A 22,510-nucleotide genomic window follows, 5' to 3' on the forward strand; every position below is an offset into this window, starting at 1 on the left:
GTTGCGGGGATTCTCTGAGAGGTCGGTGTTTGGAGTACAGGTAGTAGTTCGTCTGCTGGGTTCACCATCGACCGCAACTGTTCGGGTACCATCACCGCGAAAGCCCCCGCGCTCTCCGCTCGGTGCGGTCGCTGCGCGCTTCGGTCGCTTCGCTCCCTCCAGTGCTTGCTTCCCGCGCCGTTCCGGAGAGCCCAGCCCCTTTCAGTCCCACCCGACAGCACCTCGTCCTCCCCAGCCGACTCGTTCGGGCTTCGCCCTCACTCGTCCCTCGCACGCTCGCTCGCGTCGCGCGCCACTGCAACCGCGACGGCGCGTGCGGGCAGCCGCTTCTGTCGGCTGCCCCAGTCCGCGCGAGGGACGCCGCTGACGCCGGCGAGCCCTCTGTGGCGAGCCGTCGCGGGAGGCGGCGTCGGCTGGGGAGGATGTGGACTGTGCTGTCGGGCGGGACTGAAAGGGGCTGCCCGCTCGTCGAAGCACGGCGAAGTAAGCACCGTAGGGAGCGTAGCGACCGAGGAGCACAGCGAGCCGCGCGAGTCGAGCGGGCAGGGGCTTTCAGTGTTGGTGACCTGCTAACCGAGGTGACCCGAACCCCCGACTTTCCTCCAGAAGACGACTAAAAACCAGAAAACCGAACTACAGAATGCCCATCTCGTTCAACCGTTCGGGCAGGTACGTATCGGTCACGAAGTCCAGCCCTCGCGACGCGAGCGCCTGCTGTTCGGCCTTCTTCCCGATATCCAACTGCAACTCGATCTGCTCCTCCCAGAACTCCGTCTGGAAGCGCGGGTCTTCGAGTTCGGACTCCAGTGCGTTGATGTCGGAGTCCGCCAGCGGATCCGTCGGCAGGTCGTAGTCGACGATGTCCTGCGGGCGGATGCCGACGTAGTCGGCCTCCGGCGTCGCCAGATGCTCCGAGAGGTGCGCGGACTTGATCGACCCGTACGCGACGGAGCCGTAGATCCGGTAGGACCAGGGGTCACCGTCACAGAACACGACGACCGGGAGATCCAGTTCGTCGTGCAGTCGCTTGGTGAGTCGGCGGGTCGCGCGCGCTGGCTGTCCGCCGAGGTGGACGACCAGACAGTTGTACTCGTCGTCGAACCCGTTCTCGACGAGGCGGTCACGCATCCCACCGGTCTCGACGCACATGACGAAGTCGGCGTCGTTGTCGAGGAACTCGATGGTGTCCGTGTCGTTGGGGATCTGGTAGCCGCCCTGCCCAACGTCTTTCTGGCAGTGGATGTCCCGGTCGCCGCGGTTGGTCTGCTCCCGGATGAGGAGCGGCCCCATGACCTTCGCGCCCGACTCCTCGGGGCGCATGTGGAAGTCCTCACGGGTGGCGCCCGTGACGATCTCTAAGTCCTCGACCAGATTGTTCGACTCGTCCTGACTGTTGAACTGCGCCTCCTCGTTGTTCCAGGATTCGCTCAGGTAGTAGAGTTCACGCAGCGTCGACGAGCGGTCCTCGTCGAGCTGGTTCGCGAGGAAGTCGATGGTGAAGCTGGCTTTCAGCAGCTTTCGGGCGCCGCTGACGGAGTTGGCCGAGCGCGTCGACGTGCGGTCGCCGTACACCCAGACTTTCTTCTCCGGGTCGTACTCGATGTTGCTCTTGGTCCGGGTGGGCAGGTCCATACGGGGGATCTCGCCGGCCGCGAACTGGTCGTAGAACTCCGCGGCCAGGTCGATCAGCGTTTCACGTGCCTCCGCGTCGGTGGTGTCCTCTGTGCTCATGCGTTCACCGTGAGTTTCTCGTCGTCGACGCCGTCGACGGTGGCGTCGGCGTCGGCGTCGGTCGGCAGGCTGTACTCCAGTTCGATGGTCTCACCCGAGTCCACGTCGGGGTTCCAGTTGAGGAACCACTCGTCGTCCATCTCGATGGCGTCGACGCCGTCGGGCAGATCCCCGGGCTCCGCCGAGACGATCTCGGTGATCTCTAAGCTCTCGCCGCGGTCGGAATGGTTCTCGACTGACAGCCGAACCGTCTCGCCGTCGCGCTCGCGGTCGACGCCGACGTTGTTCATGATCCGGGCCATCGCCCCCTCGATGTTGGGGTGCTCGCGGCCGGTCACTTCCGCGACCTTGTCGGCCATCTGGGGCAGGATCCGCCCGAGCACGTCCTGTTTCTCCCGCCGTTTGGCCATCGAGCGGCGCTTGTTGAGGTAGGACTTGAGTTCGCGGGCGGCCTCGCGGATCGCGAGTTCGATCTCGTCCTCGATCTCGGGCACGCTCGCCAGCGCGTCCTTGGACTCGCTGGTGAAGGGGACGTTCGTCGACGCGACGTGGATCGAGAGCACCGCCGGCCCGCTGGGCATCCCCGAGCCACCGGGCTGATCCAGCCCGTAGTTGCGCCAGCCGATGCGCTTGACGACGTTGGTCGTCGCACACGCGCCGCGCTGGTAGACCAGCGGCACGCGGTTGGCAAAGCGCATCAGTTGGATGGTGCCGCCGGCCTCGATCTCGCCGCCGTAGGCGATGCCGGCCTCGACGACGAACGGGTCGCCGCCGTGGACCTCGGCGTCGCGGGTCGCGGCCGCGTAGAAGTCCGCGTCGAACTCCTTCCGCAGGCCGGCCTCGACCAGGTCCTCGGTAATGGGGGCGAGACAGTCCGTCGGCGGCGCGAGGATGTCGGTCTCGCGCATCGCCTCCAGCAGTTCCGAGGCGGTGTCGCGGTCGCCCGCGATCTCGTCGACGTTCGGTGGCTCGTCGGGGACGGTCACCATCCGTTCCCAGAGCGACTCGACGATGTTCTCGCGAGCGGTGTCGCCGAACGTCTCGTCGTCGTACTCCTCGGTGGCGTCGCCCGCCTCGTCGACGAGCGTCTTCAGTTCCGAGAGGGTGAACCGCATCCGGTTTGGCTCGTCGTCGCCGGCGAACCGCTGAGCGAGTCGTTCGGCCAACCCGTGGACGGCGGCGTCGTCCTTCCGAGTCGAGGTGGCGTCGTCGACAAGTTCGTGGAGCGTCGGGGTGAGGCGGTCGAACTCGTCGCCCTCCTCGTCGGTGCCGAACTGGGTGAGTTCGGCCCACGCGGCCGCGACGGCGTTCTCTCGGACGGTGGTGCCGAACGTCTTGCCCGTCTCGGTGCCAACCTCGTCGGCGACGGTGCCGACGATATCGACCAGTTGGGTGTAGGAGGTGCGCTCGCGCTCGGTCAGGCTGTTGGCCACTCGCTCGGCGAACGTGTCGGTGGCGTCGGCGCCCTTGTTCGAAATCGCGTCCCGGAGCGCCTCCTCGATGTCGGCCTCGACGTCGGCGCTCGGGGCGCCGTTGCGGGCCGGCCAGCCGAGTTCGCGCCCGAAGTGCCGGTCGCGAAAGTTCGCGATGACGCTGTCGGCGGTTTTCTTCCCGACCCGGGTGAACTCCCCCTGCATGAACCCGGAGACGGAGTAGGAGTCGGTCGCGCCGAGCATCTTGATCAGCGTCCCGAGTTCGACGCCGTGAGGGTGGGGCCGGATTTCCTTCGTCTCGGCGGGTAGCTGATCGGTCGCGCGCTCGAACTTCAATGGCTCGTCGAGCCCCGGCTCGCGGAGTTCGATCCGGGCGTGGGGGTTGACGACCGCGGTGTGTTTGATGTAGTCGTGAAGCTGTGCCCGGGCCCGCATGTTGGCCTCCATCTCCAGTTCGATACGGGTGCCGTGACTGCGGTCCCAGGAGGTGGTTCGCTCGGCCTGGATCTCCGGCTCGTTGGTGTCCGTATCGATGATGAGTTCGAAGTACTCCGCGTCGGCACTGCCCTGCGTGCGGGAGGTGACCTTCGCGGGCTTGCCCGAGGTGAGTTGTGAGTAAAGCACGGCCGCGGAGATACCGATCCCCTGCTGGCCGCGGGTCTGTTCACGGGCGTGGAACCGGGAGCCGTACAGCAGTTTCCCGAACACTTTCGGGAGCTGTTCTTTGGTGATCCCGGGCCCGTTATCCTCGACCACGAGGCGGTAGTAGTCGCCGACCTCGCGGATCTCGACGTAGATGTCCGGCCGGAACCCGGCCTCCTCGGTCGCGTCGAGGGCGTTGTCGACGGCCTCCTTGACCGCCGTCACCAGCCCCCGGGCGCCCGAGTCGAACCCGAGCATGTGTTTGTTCTTCTCGAAGAACTCGGCGATAGAGATCTCGCGTTGCCCCTCGGCTAACTCCTCGGCCGTGGTGGCGTCCTCGCCGAGTGTCGTCTGCTGCGAGGTCATTCTGTACGTCCGCTACCCGGCGGCCACGTAAAGTCCCTTTCGTAGCTCGGTGAAACTGAAACTCCGGGTGGGCGACGGGTCTCCGGCCGGTCGAACCCGGGCGTCGAGACCGTCGACGCCGACGACACGCGAGGCTCGCGCGCGGGGGCTTGAGCGGCCGCGACGGGCGGGTGAAACTCAGTTTTCGGTACCGGCGAATCGCTTTGGCGGATGTCGAAGTTCCGTGTGTCTCCGGCGACTTTTCCTTCGCGCGCACGTCCGCGCGTGCGGGCCCTTTATCCCACGGGACCGCCTACCCGAACGTACGCGCTATGTCAGAGCAGAATTCCGACTACGGCGCGGGCCAAATCCAGGTCCTGGAGGGTCTCCAGGCCGTACGGAAGCGCCCCGCCATGTACATCGGGTCCACCGACGACCGTGGGCTCCACCATCTCGTCTACGAGGTCGTCGACAACGCCATCGACGAGGCGTTGGCTGGTCACTGCGACCGGATCGACGTGACCATCCACGACGACGGCTCGGTGTCCGTCACCGACGACGGGCGCGGGATCCCGGTCGACATCCACGAGGAGTACGACCGACCCGCACTGGAGGTCATCATGACCGTTCTCCACGCCGGCGGGAAGTTCGACAACAAGTCCTATCAGGTCTCCGGCGGCCTCCACGGCGTCGGGGTGAGCGTGGTCAACGCGCTCGCCTCGCGCCTGACCGCCGAGGTCAAACGCGACGGCGCCGTCTGGCACCACGAGTTCCAGCGCGGCGAGCCCCAGGGCGACATCGATCGCGTCCGTGACCTCGAGGAGGACGAAGGTGACGGGACCACGATCCGGTTCTGGCCCGACGAGGAGATCTTCGAGACCACGGCGTTCGAGTTCACGACGCTGGAGAGCCGCCTCCGCGAACTCGCCTTCCTCAACAGCGGCGTCCACATCGAACTCACCGACCAGCGACCCGAGGAGGCCGAGGACGGCGAACCCCGTTCGGAGACGTTCCTCTACGAGGGCGGTATCCGAGCGTTCGTCCGCTACCTCAACGAGACCAAGACCCCGATCCACGAGGACGTCGTCTACTTCGAGGACGAGGAGGAGGGGATCCAGGTCGAGGTGGCGATGCAGGCCACCGACGAACTCCAGGGCTCGGTCCACAGTTTCGCCAACAACATCAACACCCGCGAGGGCGGGACCCACCTCACCGGGTTCAAGACGGCGCTCACTCGCATCGTCAACGACTACGCCAACGAGGAGGGGCTCATCGGCGACATCGACGGCAACCTCAAGGGCGAGGACGTCCGCGAGGGGCTGACCGCCGTCGTGTCGGTGAAACACCCCGACCCGCAGTTCGAAGGCCAGACCAAAACCAAACTCGCGAACTCCGAGGTCCGGGGCATCGCCGAGAGCACGGTCCACGAAGGGCTGGGGACGTATCTCGAGGAACACCCGGATACGGCCCGGAAGATCGTCGCCAAGGCCGCCGAGGCCGCAAAAGCCCGGCAGGCCGCCAAGAAGGCCGAGGAGCTCACCCGGCGCAAGTCCGCCCTGGAGTCGACGGCGCTGCCCGGGAAGCTGGCTGATTGCCAGAGTCGGGACCCCGAGGAAGCCGAACTGTTCGTCGTGGAGGGCGACTCAGCCGGGGGGAGCGCAAAGCAGGCCCGTGACTCCGCGTTCCAGGCCGTCCTCCCCCTGAAGGGGAAGATCCTCAACGTCGAGAAACACCGACTCGACCGGGTGCTCGAGAACGACGAGATCCGGGCGCTGATCACCGCCATCGGGACGGGGATCGGCGACGAGTTCGACATCGAGGAGACCCGCTATCAGAAGATCATCATGGCGACCGACGCCGACGTCGACGGCGCCCACATCCGGACGCTGCTGTTGACGTTCCTCTACCGGCACATGAAGCCGCTGATCGAGGCGGGCTACGTCTACGCCACGAAGCCGCCGCTCTACCGCGTGCGCTACCGGGGCGAGACGCACGACGTGATGACCGAAGCCGAGCGGGATCAGGTGGTCGAGGAGGTCTGTAACGGCAACCCCACCCAGGTCCAGCGGTTCAAGGGCCTGGGCGAGATGAACCCCGAACAGCTCTGGGAGACGACCATGAACCCGGAGAACCGGGTGCTGAAACAGATCACGCTCGACGACGCCGCCGCCGCGGACAAGATGTTCTCGGTGCTGATGGGCGACGCCGTCGAGCCGCGCAAGCAGTTCATCAAGGAGCACGCTGACGACGCCGAGTGGGTGGACATATGAGTACGGACACGCCCGAGGACGGGGACGCGCCGGCCGAGCGCATCGAGCACGTCCGCGTCGAAGACGAGATGGAGCAGAGCTACATCGACTACGCGATGTCGGTCATCGCCGGCCGCGCGCTGCCGGACGTTCGTGACGGCCTGAAGCCCGTCCACCGGCGCATCCTCTATGCGATGCACGAGGACGGCATCACCTCCGGCTCCGGTCACCGGAAGTCCTCCTCCATCGTCGGGACCACCATGGGGGACTACCACCCCCACGGTGACAGCGCGATCTACGACGCGCTGGCCCGGATGGCCCAGGACTTCTCGATGCGGGAGCCGCTGGTCGACGGGCAGGGGAACTTCGGCTCCATCGACGGCGACCCGCCGGCGGCGATGCGCTACACGGAGGCACGCATGTCGCCCATCGCCGAGGAGCTACTCGCCGACCTCGAGAAGGACACCGTCGACTTCGCGAGCAACTACGACGACCGGCTGACCGAGCCGGAAGTACTACCCTCCGCGTTCCCGAACCTGCTGGTCAACGGCAGTTCGGGCATCGCGGTCGGCATGTCGACGAACGTCCCGCCGCACAACCTCCGGGAGGTCGTCGACGCCACCATCGAACTGATCGAGAACCCCGAGGCGACCATCGAGGACCTGATGGAGCACGTCGAGGGGCCGGACTTCCCGACGGGCGCGAACATCGTCGGCCGGAACGGCGTCCACCAGGCGTACAAGACCGGTCGCGGGCGGCTCCGCCTGCGTGCGCGCTTCGACATCGACGAGGAGGAGGGCCGCATCGTCGTCACCGAACTCCCCTATCAGGCCAACAAGGCCCGGCTGATCGAGCGCATCGCCGAGGACGTGAACGAGGGCGAGATCGAGGGGATCCGGGACCTGCGCGACGAGTCCGACCGCGACGGCATCCGCATCGTGGTCGAACTCAAGCGCGACGCGATGGCGGAGGTCGTCAAGAACCAACTGCTCGAGTCCCACCTCGAGACCACCTTCGGCGTGATCAACCTCGCACTGGTCGACGGCCAGCCGAAGGTGCTCACGCTGAAGGAGACGCTCCAGGAGTACATCGAGCACCGGCGGGAAGTCGTGCGCCGGCGCAGCCAGTACGACCTCACGGAGGCCGAGGACCGCGCCCACATCCTCGAAGGCCGACTCAAAGCCCTGGAGAACGCCGAGGACGTGGTCGAGGCGATCCGCAACAGCGACGACCGGGACGCCGCCCGCGCGATGCTGCAGGAAGAGTGGGGCTTCAGCGAGGAGCAGGCCGCCCACGTCGTCCGCATGCAGCTTGGGTCCCTCACCTCCATGGAGCGAGCCTCCATCGAGGAGGAGTACGAGGAGGTGCAGGCCACCATCGACCGCCTCGAGACAATCCTCGGGAGCGCCGAGGAGCTCGATTCGGTCATCGTCGAGGGGCTCGAGGACATCGCCGAGGAGTACGGCAACGAGCGCCGCACCGGGTTCATCGCGGACACCGGGACGGTCACCCACGAGGACCTGATCCCGGAGTCCGAGCAGGTCGTCGTCATGACCGAGGACGACTACATCAAGCGGATGGAACTCGAGGAGTTCCGCGCACAGAACCGGGGCGGGAAGGGGATCATCGGCACCGGGCTGAAGGAGGGCGACGCCGTCGCCTCCGTGTTCGTGGCCAACAGCCACGACTACCTGCTCTGTTTCACCAACCACGGGCAGGTCTACAAGCTCAAAACGTACGAGGTGCCGGAGATGTCCCGCACCGCCCGCGGGAAGTCCGCCGTGAACCTCATCGACCTCGGCGACGGCGAGCAGATCGAGGCCGTCGTCAACACCGCCGACATCGACACCGAGGGTGACGAGCAAGAGGAGCAGTTCCTCACGATGGTCACCCGCGGGGGGTACATCAAGCGCAGCGGCGTCTCGGAGTTCCAGAACATCCTCTCGACGGGGATCCGCGCGATCAGTCTCGAGGACGGCGACCGCCTCGCGGACGTGGAGGTCACCGACGGCACGCAGGACGTCGTGATCGCCAGCCGCGAGGGGATGTCGATCCGCTTCCACGAGACCGAGGCCCGCGCGATGGGTCGAACCGCCCGGGGTGTCTGGGGGATCGACCTCGAAGGCGACGATGAGGTTGCGGCCGTCGCCGGCATCGACGAGGAGACGGCCTCGTGGCTGCTGACGGTGACCCAGAACGGCTACGGGAAGCGGTCTGATCTCGACGCCTACCGAACCCAGTCCCGCAACGGGAAGGGACTGATCGACATCAAGACCAACGAGCGCAACGGCGGCGTGACCGCGCTCCACGCGGTCGGGCCGGGTGACCACTTCGTGACGATGAGCGAGGCCGGCCAGATCATGCGCTGTGAGGTCGAGGACCTCTCCATCGTCGGCCGGAACACGATGGGCGTGAAGGTGATGGATCTCGAGGGCAGCGACACCGTCGCCGCCGTCGACGTCGTCGACGCCGACCGCGTCGAAATCGACGACGAGGAGTAAGCCGTCCGCGCGTTCTCCACGTTTTTCACACGGGAGAGCGGGTGCGCCGTTCGGACAATCCACAGTTTTCAAAATTTCTGGACTGCCTCCCTGTCTCTCCCTCCCACGCGCACACAAAGCCTACCCCGGCCCCGGCGGCCGGATGAGTCGTGCCAGGAGCCAGAGTCAGCGCGGGCGAGCGGGTCGTCCTGCGAACTGTCGAGGAAGAGGACGCCCCGTTCTGCCAGCGAGCGTCGGCCAACCCCGGGATCCGCGTACCGCTCGGGACGCCGCTGCGGAGTCGGGGCGAGATGGACGACATCACCGAGAGTGAGGAGGGCGACCAGTTCCTCGTCTGCGTCGACGACGCCGACGCCGGGCCGGGGACGCCCGACGACGGCGCGACGACGCCCATCGGCTGGGTCGGCGTCGAGGACGTGAGCTATCGCCGACCGGAACTGGCCTACTGGCTCGTCCCCGAACACCACGGCGAGGGGTACGGCCGCGAGATGCTCGAACTGGTCGTCGACTACGTGTTCGCCACCTACGACCATCCCGCGGTGGGTGCGGGGGCGTACGACTTCAACGACGCCTCGCGGGGCCTGCTGGAGTCGCTGGGGTCCCGTGAGCGGAGCGAACGGGACCAAGCGAGGAAACGAACGAAGTGAGTGGACTCGCCGGGGTTCGAGCAGGAGGGGCGGATCCGCCGTGATCGGTTCATCGACGGCGAGTACGTCGATACGGTAAAGTACGGGCTGTTGCGGGAAGCGTGGCTGGAGTAACCAGATTACTGACCGCGAGCGAACGGAGTTCCCGCGAACAAAGTGAGCGGGAGCACGAGAGAGCTTTGCTCTCTCGAACGACGACGAGGCTTTTGTCGCCAGAAATCACAGATTTCTGGCTGCTAACCAGAAGCCAAAGGCTTCTGGTGATGTCGACGAGAGCAAGCTCTCGTCTACCAACCGGAACGCGAAGCGTTCCGGTGATGGTCGAGCTTTTGCCAGCGAGGCGCGCTTAGCGCCGAGCGCAGCAAAAGGTCGTCGAGAAAGTTACTTCCCCCCGCCGCCGAAATCCGGGGTATGGACGCGACCGAGGGGTTCGACGAGGTCGTCCACGAACCGGATCAGGAATTCGTGGAGTCGACCAACGTCTGGCAGTTCATGCAGGAGTACGGCATCGACGACTACGAGGAACTGATCGAACGCACCACCGGCGAGGTCGCGGGCGAACCGGCATCGGGCGTCGACTGGTTCTGGGATGAGATGCCCGACTACCTCGACGTGGAGTTCTACGAGGCGTACGACGAGGTGCGCGACGACAGCGAGGGCCCGCAGTTCACCGACTGGTACCCCGGCGGCGAGATCAACATCGCCCACAACACGCTGGATCGCTACGCCGAGGTCGACGCCCCCGAGCGCAACAAGGTCGCCTGTATCTGGGAGGGGGAGGACGGCGAGGTGCGCGAGGACACCTTTCACGACCTCTACCGGCAGGCCAACCGCGTCGCGAACTACCTCGAGGAGGCCGGCATCGAGACTGGCGACACCGTGGGCCTCTACATGCCGATGGTCCCGGAGGTCATCTCGATTCTCTACGGCTGTTTCAAGGTCGGCGCCATCGCCGTGCCCATCTTCTCCGGGTTCGGCGTCGAGGCGACGGCGACCCGCATCGACGACGCCGAGCCCTCGGTGCTTTTCACCGGCGACGGCTTCTACCGCCGTGGCAGCCCCGTCCGTCTGAAGGGCAGCGCCGACGAGGCCATCGAGCAGGCCGGCTACGTCGAGGACGTGGTCGTCTTCGACCGCCTCGGCTCCCGCGAGGACGCCGATGCGGACGTGCCGTGGACCGACGAGCGCGATAGCTGGTGGGACGACGCCGTCGCCACCCTGTCCGGCGAGTACGACACCAAATCCCTCCCGTCGGATCAGGAGTCGATGCTGCTGTACTCCTCCGGGACGACCGGGGAGCCGAAAGGTATCGTCCACACCCACGCCGGCGTGCTGATGCAGTGTGCCAAGGAGATCCACTTCGGCTTCGACCAGAAAGAGTACGACCGCTTCTTCTGGGTTAGCGACATCGGCTGGATGATGGGGCCGTGGACGCTGATCGGCAACCACCACTTTGCGGGCACGACGTTCATGTACGAGGGCGCGCCCGACCACCCCCACGCCGGCCGCTTCTGGGAGATGATCGAGGAACACCGGATCACGACGTTCGGCGTCTCCCCGACCGCGATCCGCGCGCTGCGCAAGCACGGCGACGACGTGGTCGAGGAGTACGACCTCTCCAGCCTGCGGATTCTCGGCTCGACGGGCGAGCCGTGGGACCCAGAGTCCTGGCAGTGGTTCTACGAACACGTCGGCGGCGGCGAGGCGCCGATCATCAACATCTCCGGGGGGACGGAGATCTGTGGCTGTTTCCTGATGCCGATGCCCATCAACGACCTCAAGCCCGGGACGCTAGGCGGCCCCGGCCTCGGCATGGACATCGACATCGTCGACGCCGACGGCGAGTCGGTGAAGGAGGACCACGAGCGCGGCTTCCTCGTCGCGCGGGACTCCTGCCCGTCGATGACCAAGAGCCTCTGGTCGGGCGACGAGCGGTATCTGGAGGAGTACTGGTCGACGTGGGAGGATCTCTGGGACCACGGCGACTTCGCCCAGAAGGACGAGGACGGCTTCTGGTTCCTCCACGGCCGCGCCGACGACGCGCTCAACGTCGCCGGCCGGAAGGTCGGCCCCGCCGAGATCGAGTCCGTGCTCGTCGAACACGACGCCGTGAATCAGGCCGCAGCGGTCGGCGTCCCCGACGACACCACCGGCACTGCCGTCGTGGCCTACGTGGTGCTGGAGGCCGACGCCGAACCGAGCGACGACCTGGCCGAGGAACTCCGCGCGCTCGTCGGCGAGGAGCACGGCAAGCCGTTCCGGCCCCGCGAGGTGCTGTTCGTCGACGAGTTCCCGAAAACGCAGTCCGGCAAGGTGATCCGACGGGCCATCGAGGCCGCCTACCGCGGCGAGGACCCCGGGGACCTCTCGTCGATGGAGAACCCCGAGGCGTTCGAACAGCTACAGGACGCGAAGTAGCGCGACGCGGCGCTACTCCCCGTCAGTGTCCGCGACGTAGCTCGCCACGTCGCCGGCGTTCATCGCGATGGCCAGCAGCACGGCCACGACGAACACGATGAACGTCGAGATGGCGTTCATCTTCGGCGCGGTCCCGTACTTGATCATCGAGAACATCGACGTCGTGAGCACGTTCGCCGTCCCGCGGACGAAGAACGCGCGGATGAAGTCCTCGAACGATCTGATCCACGCAAACAGGAACCCGGCACCGATCGCCGGCGCGAGCACCGGGAACGTCACGTCGACGAACGTCTCGATGGGGTCGGCGCCGAGGTCGCGGGCCGCCTCCTCGAGGCTCTCGTCGAACGTGTACATCCGGGAAGTGACGATCAGGAGCACGAACGGGAGCCCGTACACAGAGTGTGTGAGCACGACCGTCCAGAACCCCGGAACGATGCCGAGCAGTGTCCGGAAGTAGATGAGCATCGCGATACCGAAGATGACGCCCGGGATCACCATCGGGAGGATACCCAGCGTCCGGTAGAGCTCGCGGTACGGGAACTCGTAGCGCGCGAGCGCCATGCTCGCGAGCACGCCGAGCACCGTCGCGATCGTCGCCGAGATCGTGGCGATGGCCATGCTGGTGAACATCGCCCCGATCAGCCCGCTGTCGGCGAATGTCGCCCCGTAGTGGGCGAGCGTCAGCCCCTCGAACGGGAACAGCGTTGAGGAGTTCACCGCGAACGACAGCACCATCATCACCACGAGCGGAACCCAGAGGAACACCAAGAGCGCACCCGCGGTGCCGTACAGTCCCAGTCGAATCAGCCGTTCGATGGTCTCGTGGTCCATCTCAGATCCCCCCCAGATCTTCGATGCTCACGTAGCGGAACGCGACGGCGAACGCGATGACGATGGAGACGACGATGAACATCGACGCCGCGCTGCCGTATCCCACCGCGTACAGTGAGCCGATACGGTCCTTGATAAGCTGGCCGATCATCAGCACCTTCCCCTGTCCCAGGAACCGCGGGGTGACGAACGCACCCAGCGACGGGACGAACACGAACAGGCTCCCGGAGATGATCCCCGGCAGCGTCAGTGGGAGGATCACGTCCCGGAGCGTCTCGGTCCGGCTCGCACCCAGATCCCGCGATGCTTCGACCAGCGAGTAGTCAAGCCCGTCCAGGCTCGCGTACAGCGAGAGGAGCATGTACGGGAAGTAGGCGTGCGTCAGGCCGACGATGATGGCCGTCACGCCGTAGCTGAACATGGCGAGGGGCTCGTTCACGATCCCAAACTTGAGCAACGTCGCGTTGATCACCCCGCTCGGCCCGAACATGAGGTACCACGAGTACGCCCGCACCAGATACATGGTGAAAAACGGGAGTAGCACGAGGAAGATGACGACCTTGAACGTCCGGCCCCCTTTGCGCGCGAGCAGGTACGCGAGCGGGAACGCGAGCACCAGACAGAGAATCGTCGTCACTGCCGCGATCGCGTAGGAGAGCACCAGTGACTGGACGAACGCCCGCTGGAACAGCGGTCCGCCGCCAGCGAACAGTGCTTCGTAGTTCGCCAGCGTCGGCTGCCAGACGATCTGATAGCTCTCGTTGACGTTCACAAAACTCACCGACACCATGAACGTCAGCGGTGCCGCGAGCAGCAGAACGAGCCACACCAGCGCGGGGCCGGCGGTGATGCCGAGGCTCCGACGACGGCTGTCGAACCAGGCGATCACTTCCTCCCGTGAGAGGAGTCGATCGCGGAACGTCGCCGATGAACTGTCACCCATCGCTTAGGCAGACTTGACTTCCTCCCACGCGGTGATCCAAGCGTCCTCGTTCTCGACGGCTTTGAACGGGATCATCTGTTCGAGGCGCGACGGGTCGACCGCGCCGTACATCTCGTTCTGTTCGTCCGTGAGCTGTTCCTGCGTGTTCGGGTTGACGCTCGGCGAGAAGCCCGTCTTCGCGAGGGTCGCCCCGTTCTTCGCCGAGATGTACTCGTTGATGACCTCCCAGGACTTCGTCTTGTTCTCGGACGCGCTGGAGACGACTGCCGACTCGAACCAGGCAAGCGACCCCTCCTTGGGGGTCGCCATGCTGGGCCAGTCGTTGTCGTTCGACCACATCTCGACGATCTCGTTCCGGCCGGACTGGCCGATGACGAAGTTCCCCTGCTTCAGCGACTTGATGTACGTCGGGTCGGCCGCGATGTACCCTTGGAGATTGGGTTTCTGGTCAATGAGCGTCTGTTTCACTTCGTCGATCTGGTCCTGGGAGAGCGTGACCCGCGATCCCTCGAACGCGTCGCCGTGGCCCAGATAGAGCGCGGCGGCGCTCATCGCCTTGAAGTGGTTGTCGTACATCACGATCTTCCCGGAGAGGTCGGCGTCGACGTAGTTCTCGTCGAACAGCGCCTTGTAGCTGTCCTCGTGGTCCGGGACGCTCCGGGAGTCGTAGGAGTAGCCGTACCAGCCGAACCGAATTGGAACCCCGTAGCGGTTCCCGTTCGCCGTGAACTGTGAGTCGGCGAACCCCTGGAACACGTCGTACATCGCATCGAAGTTCGAGACCGCCTCCTCGTCGACAGGTGCGATCATCGGCTCCCCGTCTTTCTCCGTGTCCATCATCTTCGGGACGTAGTTGTTGTTGGGGATCGCGATATCGTACTGCTGGTACTGCCCAGCGTTCCACGAGGAGAACATGTTCGAGGAGGACGTGGATTTCGTGATCTCCAGGGTCACGCCGACCTCCTCCTCGATTCGGGATTTGATGTCCTCGTTGGCGTACTCCTCCCAGGTCAGGATGTTGATCGTGGGGGTACTCCCGCCACCGCCGATACAGCCGGCCGCCGCGGTCAGTCCCGCTGCGCCGGTCGCAGCGAGGAACGCTCGGCGGCTCTGATGACTCTTGGTTCGTGGTGAATCACTAGGGTTGCCAGACATTCCGGGTTATTCGTTACCATGGAGCTATAAAAGTGCTCCCCCCGAAAGGGTCCCCGGAATATTCAAATCCCCCGGCTCGCTTTAACTTGGCAATGGCTACCGCAGATCACGGAGAGACGCTAGTCGAACTCGACGGCATCCGAAAGGAGTACGGCGACGTGACTGCCGTCGACGGGATCGACTTCTCCATCGAACGGGGGGAGTTCTTCTCGTTGGTTGGCCCCTCTGGCTGCGGGAAGACGACGACGCTCCGGACTATTTCCGGCTTCGAGTCGCCGACCAACGGCGAACTGTCCATCGACGGCGTCTCGATGGCGGGTATCCCCCCCGAGGCTCGGGAGACGAACCTCGTCTTCCAGCACCTCTCGCTGTTCCCGCACATGAGCGTCAGCGAGAACGTCGAGTACGGGCTGAAGAAAAGTGGGTTCCCCGACGGCGAAGAGCCGGACGACCCCGAGGCCCGGCGGCGGGAGCTCGCCGGGGAGTATCTCGACCTCGTCGACCTCTCGGGGTACGGCGACCGGAACCCGACGGAACTCTCCGGCGGGCAGCAACAGCGGGTCGCACTCGCCCGCGCTCTCGTGAACGAGCCTTCAGTGCTCCTGCTGGACGAACCGCTCTCCTCGCTGGACCGGAAGCTGCGCAAGCAGATGCAGGTCGAACTCAGGCGCATCCACGAGCGCACCGAGGGAGCGTTCTTCTACGTCACCCACGATCAGGAGGTCGCGATGACGCTCTCGGACCGCATCGCGGTGATGAACGAGGGGAAACTCGAACAGGTGGGCCCGCCCGAGGAGATCTACCGCGAGCCGGCGACGCCGTTCGTCGCCGATTTCATCGGCGACACGAACCTGTTCACGGGGACCGTACACACCGACGGCGACGGGACGGCCATCGAACTCGCCGACGGCGTCTCTTTCGCTGTCGACGACACGGCCGCCGATGGCGAGGTCACCGTCTCGATCCGCCCGGAGGATTTCGAACTCGTCGACGACGGCACGCTCGTCGGAACTGTGACCGAGCGCTACTTCCAGGGCGACAGTACGAACTACCGCATCGAACCGGAAGCGGATATCGAGACCCTGACGGTCGTCGCTCAGGGGCGGGAGAGCCCGGTCGACCGCGGGGACGAGGTCTCGGTGACCGTCGCCCCAGACGCGCCCGTACTGTTCGACTGAGCTACGCCGGGCTGAGCGAGATCGAACTGAGCGGGATATCCCCGCCCTCGCCGACGGTCACGTCCCCGTCTTCTCCTTCTTCGCCGAACCGAACGGCCCCGCCGACCGACAGCGGCGCGACGACGCCGGCGACCGCGCGCGGATCCGCGAGCGACGCTTGCACGTGGACCGTATCTTCGGTCCCGAGATCGAACTCGGCCGCGATCCGCTCGCCTGCAGTCAGTAGCTCCCCGTGGCTCACAGTCTCGTTCGGGGTCACGAGCACCGTCGACGCCGGTGTCGCCGTCGAGACGAACGCGGGGTTCTCGCTCCAGACGCCCTCCTCCCAGTTCTCGGTCGTCGCCGCCGCTGGCGCGTCGCCGTGAACAGTAAGTGTCGTCCCGGCTGGCGGATCGACGGCCGATTCGTCCTCGCTGGAGACGAGCACTGCCCGTGCGTCGATGGCGTCGACCGCCGCCGAAACGTCGGCGATGTCGTCGGCGAACCGGGTCGGCGTGGCGAGTAACGCGGCGCCGAAGAACGTGAGCAGGGGTGGGGGCGAGCCGTCCGCGAGGACGACGACGCCACGGTCGTCGCCCACCCCCAGATGGCGGAGGTAGTTGCTCGCCTTCCACGTCGTCGTACAGAACCGTCGGTAATCCATCTCCCGCTCGGCCGTGTAGAGCGCGGGGCGGTCGCTCCGCCGCTCGCGCGCGAGGAGGTCGCCGACTACGTCCATACGGAACGGGGTGTGGGGAGCGACAAGGCTCCACCGGTCGTCGCTCGTGGCGCCCGGGTTACGACGGATGATCCGACGGTTCGACCGACGGCCCGACGACTAGGGCGCGCCGGCGATGACCATCCGCGAGTCGTCCTCGTGGAAGACGAGCATCCGGTCGTCCTCGGCGTCGACGCGCACGGCGTCTCCGGGGTCGAGCGAAACGGTGTCGCCCTCGATTGAGAGTTCGGCGGCCCCCTCGAGCAGGACGTACACCTCCTCCTGTCCGTCCTCGTCGTGGGCGTGCTCCATCCCCTCCCAGCCCTCGTCGGCCTCGACGACGGTGACGCCGAGTTCCCCGCAGTCGAGTGCCTCCCGCAGGAAGTACATCCCGGGCGCTTTCGGTTCCACGTCCTCGTAGTTGACGGCGTCGTAGCTCATCGGGTTGGAGATCGGTCGCCACCGGGAAAAGTCGACTGGCGGCGACGGCTCAGAAGGAGTTCCGTAGCTTCTCGAAGAACCCGTGCTCCACGTCGACTTCCTCGCCGCCGGCTTCCGCGAACTGTTCGAGTGCTTCGCGCTGTTCCTCGTTCAGGTCGTCGGGCGTGACGACCTGCACGTCGACGTAGAGGTTACCCTGCCCGCGGCCGCGCAGGCGGGGCATCCCCTTGCCGTGCAGGCGGAAGCGCTCGCCGGACTGGGTGCCGGTGGGGATGTCCATCTCGACGGTGCCCTCGAGCGTCGGGACTTCGACAGTGGCGCCGAACGTGGCCTGCGGGAACGAGATGGCGTGGCGATGGATCAGGTCGGCGCCGTCACGCTCGAAGTCCGGGTGGTCCTCGACCGCCACCTCGATCAGGAGGTCGCCTTTCGGGCCGCCGTTCTCGCCGGGCGCGCCCTCGCGATCCATCCGGAGGCTCTGCCCGCTGCGGATCCCCGCGGGCACGTCGACCTGGAGGGTTGCCTCGTTCCGGACCATACCCTCACCGGCACAGGTCGAACAGTCCTCGGAGTAGAGTTCGCCCTCTCCCGAACAGCGCCGGCAGGTCTGGGTCTGCTGGACGCGGCCGAGCGGCGTCTGCTGGACCTGCGTCACCTGCCCCTGCCCGTTACACTCCGGACAGGTCTCCACGTCGGCGTCCGCGGGGTGGCCGGCGCCGCCGCAGTCCGGACAGTCCTCGGGGCGCTCGATGGTGAACTCCTTGCTGACGCCCTCGTAGGCCGCTTCGAGGCTGATGTGCATGTTGGTGCGGATATCCCGCCCGGCCTGCGGTCGGTTCCCGCCGCCACCGCGGCCGCGGCCGCCGCCGCCGAAGAACTGCTCGAAGATGTCCCCGAAGCCGCCGCCACCGCCGCCCATGCCGCCGCCGAACGGGCCCCCGCCCATTCCGCCGGCACCGCCGGCGCCCTGATCGAAGCCGCCGCGCTTCTCGGCCTGTTCGAAGCGCTCGTGGCCCATCTGGTCGTAGGCTTGGCGCTTTTCCTCGTCGGTCAGCACCTCCTTTGCCTTCTTGGCCTTGCGGAACTTCTCCTCGGCATCGGGGTCGTCGTTCACGTCGGGGTGGTACTTGGCGGCCTTCTTGCGGAACGCCTGGCTGATCTCGTCCTCGTCGGCGTCCCGCGAGACCCCCAGCACCTCGTAGAAGTCCTCGCTCATTCGTTAGTGGTGGCTATCCCGCGAAGACGTTTGAAAGGAACGGGTCGGGCGTGCCCGCGTCCCCGAAAGTGACGTATCAGTTACAAAATTCGGGTTCAGCGAGCGCTCAAGTGAGGGTGTCCCTAACAAGACTCTATGGCGACCGAAACAGACGAGATGGTTCCCGTCGCGTCGCTCGACGACCTCGCGGACGGCCACACCGTGGTCCAAACGGACGGCCAAGCGATCGCGCTGTTCCGCCACGAGGGCGAACTGTACGCTGTCGACAACCGCTGTCCGCATATGGGGTTCCCGCTGAGTCGCGGGACTGTCGAGGACGGCATCCTCACTTGCCACTGGCATCATGCACGCTTCGAACTCGAGGAGGGCGACACGTTCGACCCGTGGGCCGACGACGTCCAGACGTTCCCCGTCGACATCCGCGACGGGGAGATCTACCTCGACCCGGACCCGCCGACGGACCTCCCGCCCGCGGTGCGCTGGCGCAATCGGCTCGCGGACGGTCTCCACGAGAACCTCACGCTGGTGATGGCCAAGGCCGCCATCGGCCTTGACGACGCCGGCGAGGGGTTCCACACGCCGGTCGGAACGGCCGTGAACTTCGGCACGAAGTACCGCGCCGGCGGCTGGGGGCGCGGGCTGACGACGCTTGGCTGTACGGCGAACCTCTACTCGCAGGTGGGTGGCCGGGACAAGCGCCGGGCGATGTTCACCGGCGTACGCGCCGTGGCGGACAACTGTGCGGGCGAGCCGCCGCGTTTCCAGCAGTACGCCTTCGACAACCGCGACCTCTCGAAGGAGCGCCTGCTGGGGTGGTTCCGGGACACCGTCGAGGTTCGGGACGCCGACGGCGCCGAGCGGTGTCTGCTCACCGCCGTCGGCTGTCTCGACCCTGAGGACGTGGCGGATATCGTGTTCACGGCCGCGACTGATTCGCTGTACCTCGACAGTGGCCACACCCTCGACTTCCTCAACACCGCGTTCGCCACGCTCGACCACATCGGCTGGGAGGGGCTTGGCGACGACGAGGACGCCAACGCCGCGAAGGTGCTGGCATCGACGGTGGACCGACTCACGGACGCCACGCGCTCGGAGGAACTCTCCTCGTGGCGCGACCCCATCGACGTGGCGGGACTGTGTTTCGATGCCCACGACCGGCTCGGGGGCTGTGTCGCCGCCGGCGCGGGGAAGACGTGGGACGAACCGGCCGACTTCCTCGACACGCTGCTCGGCGACGACCCGGCGGCCATCATCGACGCCCTCACCGGCGCCATCCGCGAGGGTGCGACCCGGACCGAACTCGCCGACGCGGTCGTCCGCGCGGCGACCCGGCGGGTGGCGTGGTTCGCGACCAACAACGAGTTCGGCGACTGGGACACCGTCCACCACACGTTCTCCTACGCCAACGCGGTGTACGAGGCGACCAAGCGCTCCACGACGGACGCGCTCTACCGGGGGTGTTTCGACGCCGCCATCTCGGTGTATCTCGATCGGTTCCTCAACAGCCCGCGGGCGCCGACGCCCGACCCGGGCGAGTCGAGTCGTAACCCCGAGACGATCCGCGAGGCGCTACTGGCCTGCTTCGACGAACAGGGCGAGGTGAATCGCGTGGCGACGCTGGTCGCCGAACACTTCGAGACCGGGGGCGACCCCGAAGCGCTGAAGCGGGTGCTTGGTCGTGGTCTGCTCCGGGAGGACGCGGGGTTCCACACGATCCAGAACGTCTCGTGGTCGTTCGAGCGCTTCGACGCGCTCGCGGCCCGGGGCGCGCCCGAGTCCGAACAGCGACTCGCGCTGGTCGCGCCGGCCCGCTATCTGGCTGCACACTCCCCGACCCGGCGAGAGAACGAGCAGACGTTCTCCATCGCGACGCGCCTGCACCGTGGGGAGCGACTGCACGAGGCGGAGTAGCGGCGCTGGTGGTGGGTTCGTGAGTGGCTAATCCGTTCGTGAGTTCCTGAAAATCGTGACGTCGCTCGTGGTTGGGGACCCAGTACGGTTCAGAAAGCTCCCTTCGCTCGCTTTCTGAAATTACGAGAGACTTCGCTTCGCTCGTCCCTCGAATCGACGAGAACGCCTCCTCGGACTCGCGTTACTCGTCCTCGTCGTCGTTCTCGTCGACGTCTTCGAAGTCGGCGTCCACGTACTCCTCGTCGTCGCCTTCAGGCTCGCCGCCCATGCCGCCGGGGCCGGCGCCGCCCATGCCGCCCGGACCGGCGCCCGCGGCACCTGCACCGCCGGCGCCGCCGGCAGCGGCCTCCTCCTGGTACATCTGCTTGCCGATCTCCTGCAGTTCGTCGCTGAGTTCCTCGGTCACTTCCTCGAGTTCCTCGGCGGAGGCGTCCTCGTCCTCGAGGACTTCCTCGACGTCCTCGATGGCCGCCTCGACGTTCTCGACGATCTCCTCGTCGACGTTCTCCTCGTTCTCCTCCAGCAGGGTTTCGGCGCGCTGGATCGAGCCCTCGGCCTCGTTGCGGGCCTCGATGCGCTGTCGGCGCTGCTTGTCCTCCTCGGCGTGCTGCTCGGCCTCCTGCTGCATCTCCTCGATCTGATCGTCGGAGAGGCCGGCGCCGCCCTCGATGGTGATCGACTCGGCGTTGCCCGAGCCCTGATCCTCGGCCTCGACGTTGACGATCCCGTTCTCGTCGATGTTGAACGTCACTTCGATCTGGGGCGTTCCGGCCGGCGCCGGCGGGATGCCGGTCAGCTGGAACTCGCCCAGGAGCTCGTTCTCGTCGGCGATTTCGCGCTCACCCTGGAACACCCGGACCTGTACGGAGGTCTGGTTGTCCGCGGCGGTCGTGAACACTTTCGACTCCTCAGTCGGGATCGTGGTGTTCTTGTCGATCAGACGCTCGAACAGGCCGCCCTTGACCTCGATCCCCAGCGAGAGGGGCGTCACGTCGAGCAGCACGAGGTCGTCCACGTCGCCCGAAAGCACGCCACCCTGAATCGCCGCGCCCAGCGCGACGGCCTCGTCGGGGTTGACGTTCTTTTTCGGCTCGGTGTCGAGCATCTCCTCGACCTGATCGTGGACCTGCGGCATCCGGGTGGAGCCACCGACCAGGATCACTTCGTCGATGTCGCTTTTCGTGTAGTCGGCGTCCTCGAGGGCCTGCTCGGTCGGCTCGACGGTGCGCTCGATCAGATCCTCGGTCAGCGACTCGGACGTCGCTCGCGTGACGGACTGCTCGAGGTGGACCGGGCCGGAGTCCGTCGCCGTGATGAAGGGGAGGTTGACCGTCGTCTCCTTCTTGTTCGAGAGCTCGATCTTGGCCTCCTCGGCGGCGTCCTTGAGCCGCTGGAGCGCCTGTCGGTCCTCCCGGAGGTCGATCCCGTGCTCGTTCTCGAACTCGTCGGCGAGATGGTCCATCAGCGCCTCGTCCCAGTCGTCGCCACCGAGGTCGTTGTCCCCGTTGGTCGCGACGACTTCGTAGACGCCGCCACCCAGGTCGAGGATGGAGACGTCGAACGTCCCGCCCCCGAGGTCGTAGACCAGCACGGTCTGGTTCGAGTCGTCGTCGAGGCCGTAGGCCATCGACGCCGCGGTCGGCTCGTTGACGATGCGGTCGACTTCGAAGCCGGCGATCTCGCCGGCGTCCTTGGTCGCCTGTCGCTGCTTGTCGTTGAAGTAGGCGGGGACCGTGATGACCGCCTTCTCCACGTCGTCGCCGAGATACTCCTCGGCGTCCCGCTTCAGTTTTTGGAGGATCATCGCCGAGATCTGCTCGGGCGTGTACTCCTCGCCCTCGGCCTCGACGGTGTAGTCCTCCTCGCCCATGTGGCGCTTGATGGAGGCGATGGTGTTTTCGGGGTTCTGGATCGCCTGATTCTTCGCGGGCTTGCCGACCAGTCGCTCGCCGTCGTCGGAGAACGCGACGACGGACGGCGTGGTTCGGTCACCCTCGCTGTTGACGATAATCTCTGGGTCGCCACCCTCCATGACGGCCATCGCGGAGTTGGTGGTCCCCAGGTCGATTCCGAGGATTTTGTTGCTCGCCATCTTGGTCGTACGTTCCGGGCTGAATCGGTTAAATGTTGCTTTAACGAGCGCGAACGACCGCTGCGCCCGCTTGCGGTTCT

The 22,510-nt window shown here is 66.2% G+C and carries 14 protein-coding genes and 1 pseudogene; 6 read left to right on the forward strand and 9 right to left on the reverse strand.

Annotated elements, in window-relative coordinates; genetic code table 11:
* Positions 1–633 precede the first annotated feature (633 nt).
* Positions 634–1,731, reverse strand: a complete 1,098-nt coding sequence (locus J2753_RS05850; RefSeq protein WP_209490990.1) for a DNA topoisomerase IV subunit A — start codon at positions 1,729–1,731, stop codon at positions 634–636.
* Positions 1,728–4,172, reverse strand: coding sequence for a DNA topoisomerase VI subunit B (locus J2753_RS05855; protein WP_209490991.1), 2,445 nt, complete (start codon positions 4,170–4,172; stop codon positions 1,728–1,730). The genes J2753_RS05850 and J2753_RS05855 overlap by 4 nt, the downstream gene beginning before the upstream one ends.
* A 311-nt stretch (positions 4,173–4,483) precedes the next feature.
* Between J2753_RS05855 and gyrB the strand changes: the two genes are divergently transcribed.
* The 4 genes and pseudogenes from gyrB to J2753_RS05875 all read left to right on the forward strand — a co-directional run bounded on the left by gyrB (position 4,484) and on the right by J2753_RS05875 (position 11,966).
* The gene (gene gyrB, locus J2753_RS05860) at positions 4,484–6,421 is read left to right on the forward strand and encodes a DNA topoisomerase (ATP-hydrolyzing) subunit B (RefSeq protein ID WP_209490992.1); all 1,938 of its coding nucleotides are present in this window, start codon (positions 4,484–4,486) and stop codon (positions 6,419–6,421) included.
* On the forward strand, positions 6,418–8,901 hold the full coding sequence (gene gyrA / locus J2753_RS05865) for a DNA gyrase subunit A (RefSeq protein ID WP_209490993.1): 2,484 nt from the start codon (positions 6,418–6,420) through the stop codon (positions 8,899–8,901). The genes gyrB and gyrA overlap by 4 nt, the downstream gene beginning before the upstream one ends.
* Before the next feature lie 149 nt (positions 8,902–9,050).
* A pseudogene (locus J2753_RS05870) lies at positions 9,051–9,662 on the forward strand (GNAT family N-acetyltransferase).
* Between the two features lie 297 nt (positions 9,663–9,959).
* Positions 9,960–11,966, forward strand: a complete 2,007-nt coding sequence (locus tag J2753_RS05875) for an AMP-binding protein (protein ID WP_209490994.1) — start codon at positions 9,960–9,962, stop codon at positions 11,964–11,966.
* A gap of 12 nt (positions 11,967–11,978) precedes the next feature.
* On the opposite strand, the gene J2753_RS05880 is transcribed toward J2753_RS05875, so the two are convergent.
* From J2753_RS05880 to J2753_RS05890, 3 genes are read right to left on the reverse strand one after another with little or no spacing between them, the layout of a single operon-like run.
* The gene (locus J2753_RS05880; protein WP_209490995.1) at positions 11,979–12,797 is read right to left on the reverse strand and encodes an ABC transporter permease; all 819 of its coding nucleotides are present in this window, start codon (positions 12,795–12,797) and stop codon (positions 11,979–11,981) included.
* A 1-nt stretch (position 12,798) separates the two neighbouring features.
* A complete protein-coding gene (locus J2753_RS05885) occupies positions 12,799–13,740 on the reverse strand; it encodes an ABC transporter permease (RefSeq protein WP_209490996.1) in 942 nt (313 codons plus the stop codon).
* 3 nt (positions 13,741–13,743) lie between these two features.
* Positions 13,744–14,895 carry an ABC transporter substrate-binding protein gene (locus J2753_RS05890; protein WP_209490997.1) on the reverse strand — a complete coding sequence of 384 codons (1,152 nt, stop codon included), beginning with the start codon at positions 14,893–14,895 and terminating at the stop codon, positions 13,744–13,746.
* 92 nt (positions 14,896–14,987) lie between these two features.
* Between J2753_RS05890 and J2753_RS05895 the strand changes: the two genes are divergently transcribed.
* Complete coding sequence (locus J2753_RS05895; RefSeq protein ID WP_209490998.1) at positions 14,988–16,073, forward strand: ABC transporter ATP-binding protein; 1,086 nt, start codon at positions 14,988–14,990, stop codon at positions 16,071–16,073.
* A 1-nt stretch (position 16,074) separates the two neighbouring features.
* Here the strand turns inward: J2753_RS05895 and J2753_RS05900 are convergent, their stop codons facing one another.
* From J2753_RS05900 to dnaJ, 3 genes are all read right to left on the reverse strand, one after another.
* Complete coding sequence (locus J2753_RS05900; protein WP_209490999.1) at positions 16,075–16,791, reverse strand: acetyl-CoA synthetase; 717 nt, start codon at positions 16,789–16,791, stop codon at positions 16,075–16,077.
* A gap of 99 nt (positions 16,792–16,890) precedes the next feature.
* A complete protein-coding gene (locus tag J2753_RS05905) occupies positions 16,891–17,211 on the reverse strand; it encodes a cupin domain-containing protein (protein WP_209491000.1) in 321 nt (106 codons plus the stop codon).
* A 49-nt stretch (positions 17,212–17,260) separates the two neighbouring features.
* The gene (gene dnaJ, locus J2753_RS05910) at positions 17,261–18,427 is read right to left on the reverse strand and encodes a molecular chaperone DnaJ (RefSeq protein WP_209491001.1); all 1,167 of its coding nucleotides are present in this window, start codon (positions 18,425–18,427) and stop codon (positions 17,261–17,263) included.
* A 135-nt stretch (positions 18,428–18,562) separates the two neighbouring features.
* Between dnaJ and J2753_RS05915 the strand changes: the two genes are divergently transcribed.
* Positions 18,563–20,338: a Rieske (2Fe-2S) protein gene (locus J2753_RS05915; RefSeq protein WP_209491002.1), complete on the forward strand. Its 1,776-nt coding sequence runs from the start codon at positions 18,563–18,565 to the stop codon at positions 20,336–20,338.
* Positions 20,339–20,519: 181 nt separating this feature from the next.
* Here the strand turns inward: J2753_RS05915 and dnaK are convergent, their stop codons facing one another.
* A complete protein-coding gene (gene dnaK, locus J2753_RS05920; RefSeq protein WP_209491003.1) occupies positions 20,520–22,430 on the reverse strand; it encodes a molecular chaperone DnaK in 1,911 nt (636 codons plus the stop codon).
* Between the last annotated feature and the right edge of the window lie 80 nt (positions 22,431–22,510).

The organism is Halolamina salifodinae, from assembly GCF_017874235.1.
In the GTDB taxonomy this organism is placed as follows: Archaea; Halobacteriota; Halobacteria; order Halobacteriales; family Haloferacaceae; genus Halolamina; species Halolamina salifodinae.